This window comes from Bradyrhizobium sp. (assembly GCF_019242285.1).
Taxonomy (GTDB): Bacteria; Pseudomonadota; Alphaproteobacteria; order Rhizobiales; family Xanthobacteraceae; genus Bradyrhizobium.
Genome location: NZ_JAFAVV010000849.1, coordinates 1 through 6,386 on the forward strand (window position 1 = coordinate 1; position 6,386 = coordinate 6,386).

The window sequence follows — 6,386 nt, forward strand, 5'->3', positions numbered from 1 at the left end:
GGATCGTGCTTGGCCGAAACGGAGGCGTCGACGCGAAATCTCGAGCGCTTCATCGCCGACTTCGACAACAGACAGACGGTCGCGGTCGCGCCGTTGCTTCGCCAGTTGCAGGCGCCGACTCTGATCGTCTGGGGAACTGCCGACGACTTCTTCCCGCTGAAGTGGGCGTATTGGTTGCAGGGTGCGATTCCCGGTGCGTGCGACGTCATCGAATTCGACGGCGCGAAGCCGTTTTTCCCGTGGGAGCGGCCAGAAGGATTTGCCGGCGTCGTGCGTAAATTCTGGCAGTCGTCGTCAAGGCGCTCGGCGCGCCTCGCACTTGAAGTGCAGTCTGCGGCCGCGCGGCCCATGAATATGGCATCCAAAGAGATGCGCCGGCTGTTGCGCCGACGACACACCCGCTCGTCTATAATGCAAGGCACCGGATGAGCCGGGCGCATGGAGAGCGGGGCATGGTTACCATTCTCGTCATTCTGATCCTGGTCTATGTCGTCGCTTCGCTGCGCATCCTGAGGCAGTACGAGCGCGGCGTCGTGTTTCTGCTTGGCCGCTTCGCGGGCGTACGCGGGCCCGGGCTGACGCTGATCTTCTTTCCGGTGCAGCAGATGGTGCGGGTGTCCCTGCGTACCGTCACGATGCAGATTCCCTCGCAGAAGATCATCACACGCGACAACGTCTCGATCGATATCGCGGCCGTCGCCTACTATCACGTCACCGATCCGGAAAAGGCGGTGATTGCGATCGAGAATGTCTACAACGCGATCAACCAGATCAGCCAGACCACGGTACGTAATGTGGTCGGCCGCTTCAGCCTCGATCAATTGTTGTCGGACACTTCGAGCATCAACGACCAGATCAAGAACGTCATCGACCTGCACACCGAACCCTGGGGCACGCAGGTGACCGCGGTCGAGATCAAGGACATCGTGCTGCCGGACAACATGCAGCGCGCAATGGCGCGCGAGGCCGAGGCGGAACGCGAGCGTCGCGCCAAGATCGTGGCTGCCGAGGGCGAGTATCAGGCGGCGGTGCGGCTCGGCGAAGCTGCCGACATCATTTCACAGCATCCCGTGGCGCTCCAGCTCCGCACGCTGCAGACGATGGCCGAGATCTCCACCGAGAAGAACTCGACGATCATCTTCCCGGCCCAGTTCATGACGACGGTGCAGGAAGCCATCGCAACGTTGGCGAAGGACGGAGCCGCGAAATAGCGCGACGCGGGCTCCTCGCCCGTGGCGCATTCCTGGCTGTCGTCTCGAACGATATGCGGGCATCCGCGACCAATACCAGGAGGTAACGATATCGTGAGGAAGTCATGCTGCTGTTGTGCGACCCTGACGTCGTCCATCGCAGCTCGACTGAGGTCACGCGTGCGCGCGGTTGGAACTGGGTCATGCAGAACTTTGCAGAGCAAGGATTGGGACTTCTTGCGCAGCTCATTCGGTGCTTCCACGCCGGAAGCTCGGCACGGCTCAGGAAACACCATCCGTCGGAGCGGGATGCACCGGCTCGCGATGGATTTCGGCTCCCGACTCGTCAACGACCACGATGGAAAGAGGATGATTTCTGATTCGTGGCTCGCGGCGAATTCGCCGCGCGAGTTCCTTGCTGTGCTCGATTGCACCGCTGCTCGTCGGAAACTCAAGCCCCTGTCTGTCCCGGGTCGGAGCGCCATCCTTCACGTCGAAGTAATAGGTTCGCATTGCACTCCTTGCGGGATGGCGAGGGTGCGGAGCGGAACCCCTAAGGTTAACGGCCCCACGTCTCCCCCGGGGATCGCGGATCGGACGTGCGGATGGAGCCTGATCAAGAACTCAGCAGACCACCTCAGCGACCAACCCATTCAACCCCATACAAGCTCGCAAAGCGCCATGCCGCTCAAATCCCGCCAGCGGACTTGCGTTTCTACCGCGGTCACCACGGGCAGACCCGAAATCCGGGGCTCAATCCACGGCCCTCCGGGTTCCCAAGGCCGCACCTCGTCCCGATGCAAGCTGCAAGTTGGACAGCGGATATTTTCAGAAGCTCTAAAATTGAATACCGCGACCGTCGATGACCTCGGAAAAGTCGACGCCGGTCGAATGATGGCCAGTCAGTTTGGCTTGCTGGGTGGGTTGTTCCTTGGCATACTTTCAACTTCATCGCGTTCCGCCCGGTCGATCTCGAGCCGCGCCATTCGCAGTATCAGGGTCGCCGTCGTCAGGCCGAGCCGTTCACCTCAATCGCTGCGGTGTCCACCTTCCGAACGAGGCCTTCGCGTTTGCCAAGAAATGCCATTTCCGTTTCCCATCAAAGGTGTGAGATGAAGAATCCCACGTTCACCGCGGAGCTGCACAACAGGCTCGGAGCTCCATCGAGCGAAACCGTCGAAAGCCTGCGCTTGCTGAAGGCCTTCATCAGGCTGGCTCCCAGGGAACGTTTCGAAATCATCGAATTGGTCGAACGTCTGGCCACCGATCCGCAATCCGAGTACCCGTTGTCCTGACTTCTCGAGTCAAAGCTCGCGCTGAACCGCGGTAGGCGAACGGGCCGCCATCGCAAATCGGCTCCAACACCATCCTCTTCTCTGAATGACCGGGCACTTCGCCAGCGCCGTCATGTTCCTGGTTCGATGCGCCTCGGTCTCGGCATCACGCCCTCATGTAGCCGACCGAAAACAGCGCGTCTGCCGAATTCGGGATGATGCGCGACATCGCCGCGTCGACCAGCAATGCCGCGCCGCGATAGGCCTGCCGGCGATGCCTGATGTGACCATAGGCGCCGCGCATGATCATGCTTGGGATTTCGAGGCACTTGCCGGGACAGAGCTTGGCGCACATCTCGACACCGGCCGCCTGCAGCGTGGCGTCCTGGGTGTTGCCGAACAGCGACGGCGCGACCTTCTTGCAGATCTTGGCGTTCGCCGCCCAGACGATGGGATTGCGGGTTCGCCAACCGTAGAAAATGCTTGCATCGGCCGGCTCGGTCTCGCGCGCGTGTCTCAGCACCTGCGACGTGAAGAAGCTGTAGAGGCCGCGCCCCTGATGCGCCGGAAGCACCTCGGTTCCACTGCGGTAGACCGCGGCACGGCCTCCGATTCGCAGCATGCGATAGACCGAAAAGGCCACCAGCTCGGCGCCGTCATAGACGGCGATGAGGCTGTATTGACTGTCAAACGGCGAGGACGCCGCGGTCCAATGCGGCTCGCGGGCGTTCCAGTTCGCCGCGATGATGGCGTTCATCGCGTCCATCAGCGGTTCGCGCTCGGACTCACCCACGCTGGAAGCGTCCGGAAAATTGAGCACCGTGTAGTCGGACCAGGGCGACGCGAGGGCTTGCTGCTGGCGGCCAAAAGTGCGGGGCATGGCGGTACTCCAGTGTACAATGCGGAGCTATACAGCCGGCCATCAGCTGGCTTAAAGGACAATATGCCCTCGAAAGACGCCAAATCACGCGAGGCTGGTGCCGCACCGACCTCACCCGTCAGGCGGGTAGCGATGGTTGCCTTCCCAGGCGTCACACTGCTGGACATTTCCGGCCCCGCGCAGGTGTTCGCCGAACTGAGCGAGATCGAAGCGCTCACGACGAGCTATGCGCTATCCTATCTCTCGACGTCGGGCGGGCTCGTGCCGACCGACGTCGGAATCGCGATCGACACGATGCCGTTATCGAGCCTCCGGCCGGACGAAGTGGATACCTTGATCATCCCGGGTGGCCCCGGGATCTGGGCGTTGCGGCAGGACGCTGCGCTGACGAGCTGGATCGCGCAGACCCAGCCCAAGGCGCGGCGAATCGCATCGGTCTGTCTCGGTGCGTTCGCGCTGGCGTGGACCGGCGCGCTGGACGGCAAGCGCGCCGCCACGCATTGGCGCTATTGCTCGAGATTGCAGGAAGCCTTTCCGGGCATTCGCGTCGAGCCGGACGCGATCTTCGTGCAGGATGGGCGGGTCTGGTCGTCTGCGGGCGTGAGCGCCGGCATCGATCTGGCGCTTGCCATGGTCGAGGAGGATTTCGGTCATGCCGTCGCGCTCGACATCGCCCGGCGTCTCGTGGTGTTCCTCAAGCGCCCCGGCGGTCAAAGCCAGTTCTCGACGGTGCTCGCGGCGCAGGCTTCCGACGCCGAGGGACGCTTCAGCGCGCTGCACGCCTGGATCATCGAGAACATCGCAAGCGATCTCAGAATCGAGACGCTTGCTGCCAAGGCTGGGATGACGCCGCGCACCTTTGCCCGCACCTATGTCAGCCGTACCGGCATGACCCCGGCGAGCGGCGTGGAAGCGCTGCGGGTGGAGACGGCGCGGCTCCTGCTCGAGAGTCGGCAGGTCGGGGGCGTCATCGAGGTGGCGAGGCGGGCCGGGTTCGGCGATGACGAGCGCATGCGCCGCGCCTTCCTGCGGCAACTCGGGGTCACGCCATCGGAGTACCGGAGACGGTTCGCCAGCCGCTAGCTGGCGAGCCCGCTCGGGCCCGTCGAGGCGAGAGTGATCGCGGACTTGAGGCGGGCTATCGAAGACCACGTCACGTCGATCGAAGTCTCGCTCCAGGCGGCCCGGGATCGGGCGCTGCAATTGTGAACCCTGCCGCGAACTGGAGGAGAAGGGACGGCGCACCGGAAAATGTGCTACTCCGACATCCGGGAACGGAGGATAGCAGCCATGGCGGAACCGAAACTGGAAGTACCTGCCGAGCTACGCGATTTGGCCGAAAAGACCATCGAGCAGGCGGAGAGGGCGTTCCGGATGTTCTTCGATGCCGCCTCCAAATCGATGGCGTCGTTTCCGGGTGCCGGGGCCGAGGTTTCCAGGCAGGCCTTGATCTTCACTGAGGAGAACATGAAGGCGGCCTTCGAGCATGCGCGGAAGCTCGTGCATGCGACGGATATTCAGCAGGCCATGCAGATCCAGTCAGAATTCCTGCGCAGCCAGTTCACCCACGCCGGCGAGCACATGAGGGAAATTACCGGCAGGGTGCTTTCCGCGGGCAAGCCGCCAACGAAAGACGGGCCCTGATTGCTTCCGAACCAGAACGGCGGTCGAGACTTTGCGCCCGCGATACACCCCCGCATGAAGGTCGCGATCCCCTCTATTTCCGGAGCGAGCCGATGTAGGCCGCGAGGTCGGCGGCCTCGGTCCGGCTCAGCGGGAAATTCGGCATCTTGGGATGTGGATCGAGCAGAAAGAAAGCGACCTTCGCCGGCGTGAAGTCGGATATGCCCGCGATTGCGGCAAACGCCGGAACATCCGCGTCGGCCTGCTTCTGGGTGCTTTCCACGAGGTGACAGGAGGCGCACCAGCGCTTGGCGAGATCAGCGCCGTGGCTCGCATCGGCTCCCGTTGCCGGTGAGCCGTAGAGCCAGAGGACGGCAGCCGCCGCCATCCCCACCGGTATCAAACGCGACTGCATTCAGTGCTCCCTCGGGCATGGCATGATTTGCCCTTTTTCGAATGCCTGGGTGGAACGATAGGCAAAATCAGGGTGGATCGGATCGATCAGCCGCAACACGACTTCGGGAAATGATGCAAGTCGATCCGCGACGCGATCGACCGCAGCAGCCTTCGCGCCGCGCAAACCACAGCGCGGATGATGGACGGCGCTCCCGCCGACTTGAGCTCACTGACGCCTGGCAACTCTGCGTTCTCCCGCAACCCCGCCCAGCATGCATGGCACATCCGCCGCCCAGGGCGCCTTGATCTGTCTCAAGACGTGGCGCGGCCGGCAAAAGCGCGTCATCGATAAGCTGGGCCCGACGCGCAGCGGTTCGGCACGCGCGGCTGCAGTCGGCTCAACGGCCGACCCGCGTCAATAGTCGCCGGGATTCATGATCATCGGCTGCGTCGTGTTCGCCGCCGACAGATCGCCCGAAGAGCTGTCGCCGAGAAACTTGTCGAGCGTCGCCTGGATCTTCTCTTTGACGGAAGCCGGGCCGCGGTCGCTGAGGTCGGTGTGCTGCGCACCCGTGTTGACGATGTCGATACCATTGGCCTTGGCGTCGTCGGGGCTTGGCAGGACTCCGGGGTCTGTCTTGAAATGCGGGTCCTTGGAGCGAAACGACAGGATCTTCATGTGGTCGTTGATCACGAACGGCACGCGAAGGTTGTCAAGGGTGATCACTCTTGACACGAGTTCCGGGTGCCGCATGGCGAGGTACATCGAGACGTCCCCCCCGTTGGAATGGCCCACGAGGGTCAGATGATCATAGTCCGCATTGGGCTCGCGCTTCTGCAACTCGCCGAGCACGAACAGGATGTTTGCCTCGCAACGCTGGTAGACGGCGAGCCGGCCGACATAGGGCAGGCCAATCTTGGTCATCAAGGGCGGATCGCTGGGCAGATCCTGCTGGACACTCGCCACCAGATATCCCCGCGCGGCGAGGACGGTCGCAAGAAACGAATATTCCGTGTTCTTGA

General features: G+C 62.8%; 9 protein-coding genes. 5 read left to right on the forward strand and 4 right to left on the reverse strand.

Annotated features, from left to right (window positions below; genetic code table 11):
- Both JOY90_RS35040 and JOY90_RS35045 read left to right on the forward strand, forming a co-directional pair.
- A partial coding sequence (locus tag JOY90_RS35040; protein ID WP_291695661.1) for an alpha/beta hydrolase occupies positions 1-429 on the forward strand: 429 nt, incomplete at its 5' end.
- Positions 430-452: 23 nt separating this feature from the next.
- On the forward strand, positions 453-1,211 hold the full coding sequence (locus JOY90_RS35045) for an SPFH domain-containing protein (protein WP_291695662.1): 759 nt from the start codon (positions 453-455) through the stop codon (positions 1,209-1,211).
- Between the two features lie 261 nt (positions 1,212-1,472).
- On the opposite strand, the gene JOY90_RS35050 is transcribed toward JOY90_RS35045, so the two are convergent.
- Entirely contained in the window at positions 1,473-1,703 is a 231-nt protein-coding gene (locus JOY90_RS35050; protein WP_291695663.1) for a hypothetical protein, read from the reverse strand.
- 599 nt (positions 1,704-2,302) lie between these two features.
- Here JOY90_RS35050 and JOY90_RS35055 point away from each other — a divergent pair.
- A complete protein-coding gene (locus tag JOY90_RS35055; protein WP_291695664.1) occupies positions 2,303-2,485 on the forward strand; it encodes a hypothetical protein in 183 nt (60 codons plus the stop codon).
- A gap of 145 nt (positions 2,486-2,630) precedes the next feature.
- Here the strand turns inward: JOY90_RS35055 and JOY90_RS35060 are convergent, their stop codons facing one another.
- Positions 2,631-3,344 carry a hypothetical protein gene (locus JOY90_RS35060; protein WP_291695665.1) on the reverse strand — a complete coding sequence of 238 codons (714 nt, stop codon included), beginning with the start codon at positions 3,342-3,344 and terminating at the stop codon, positions 2,631-2,633.
- 63 nt (positions 3,345-3,407) lie between these two features.
- Here JOY90_RS35060 and JOY90_RS35065 point away from each other — a divergent pair, with 63 nt between their 5' ends.
- Both JOY90_RS35065 and JOY90_RS35070 read left to right on the forward strand, forming a co-directional pair.
- Complete coding sequence (locus tag JOY90_RS35065; RefSeq protein ID WP_291695666.1) at positions 3,408-4,427, forward strand: GlxA family transcriptional regulator; 1,020 nt, start codon at positions 3,408-3,410, stop codon at positions 4,425-4,427.
- Between the two features lie 207 nt (positions 4,428-4,634).
- The gene (locus tag JOY90_RS35070; RefSeq protein ID WP_291695667.1) at positions 4,635-4,988 is read left to right on the forward strand and encodes a phasin; all 354 of its coding nucleotides are present in this window, start codon (positions 4,635-4,637) and stop codon (positions 4,986-4,988) included.
- Between the two features lie 73 nt (positions 4,989-5,061).
- On the opposite strand, the gene JOY90_RS35075 is transcribed toward JOY90_RS35070, so the two are convergent.
- Both JOY90_RS35075 and JOY90_RS35080 read right to left on the reverse strand, forming a co-directional pair.
- The gene (locus JOY90_RS35075) at positions 5,062-5,355 is read right to left on the reverse strand and encodes a cytochrome c (protein WP_291695669.1); all 294 of its coding nucleotides are present in this window, start codon (positions 5,353-5,355) and stop codon (positions 5,062-5,064) included.
- Positions 5,356-5,778: 423 nt separating this feature from the next.
- Positions 5,779-6,386: alpha/beta fold hydrolase (locus JOY90_RS35080; RefSeq protein ID WP_291695668.1), on the reverse strand; the 608-nt coding region annotated here is incomplete at its 5' end.

Bases quoted from the DNA above. Each gene is read 5' to 3' on its own strand.
- JOY90_RS35045 (WP_291695662.1), top strand. From the start codon at position 453: ATGGTTACCATTCTCGTCATTCTGATCCTGGTCTATGTCGTCGCTTCG.
- JOY90_RS35050 (WP_291695663.1), bottom strand. From the start codon at position 1,703: ATGCGAACCTATTACTTCGACGTGAAGGATGGCGCTCCGACCCGGGAC.
- JOY90_RS35055 (WP_291695664.1), top strand. From the start codon at position 2,303: ATGAAGAATCCCACGTTCACCGCGGAGCTGCACAACAGGCTCGGAGCT.
- JOY90_RS35060 (WP_291695665.1), bottom strand. From the start codon at position 3,344: ATGCCCCGCACTTTTGGCCGCCAGCAGCAAGCCCTCGCGTCGCCCTGG.
- JOY90_RS35065 (WP_291695666.1), top strand. From the start codon at position 3,408: ATGCCCTCGAAAGACGCCAAATCACGCGAGGCTGGTGCCGCACCGACC.
- JOY90_RS35070 (WP_291695667.1), top strand. From the start codon at position 4,635: ATGGCGGAACCGAAACTGGAAGTACCTGCCGAGCTACGCGATTTGGCC.
- JOY90_RS35075 (WP_291695669.1), bottom strand. From the start codon at position 5,355: ATGGCGGCGGCTGCCGTCCTCTGGCTCTACGGCTCACCGGCAACGGGA.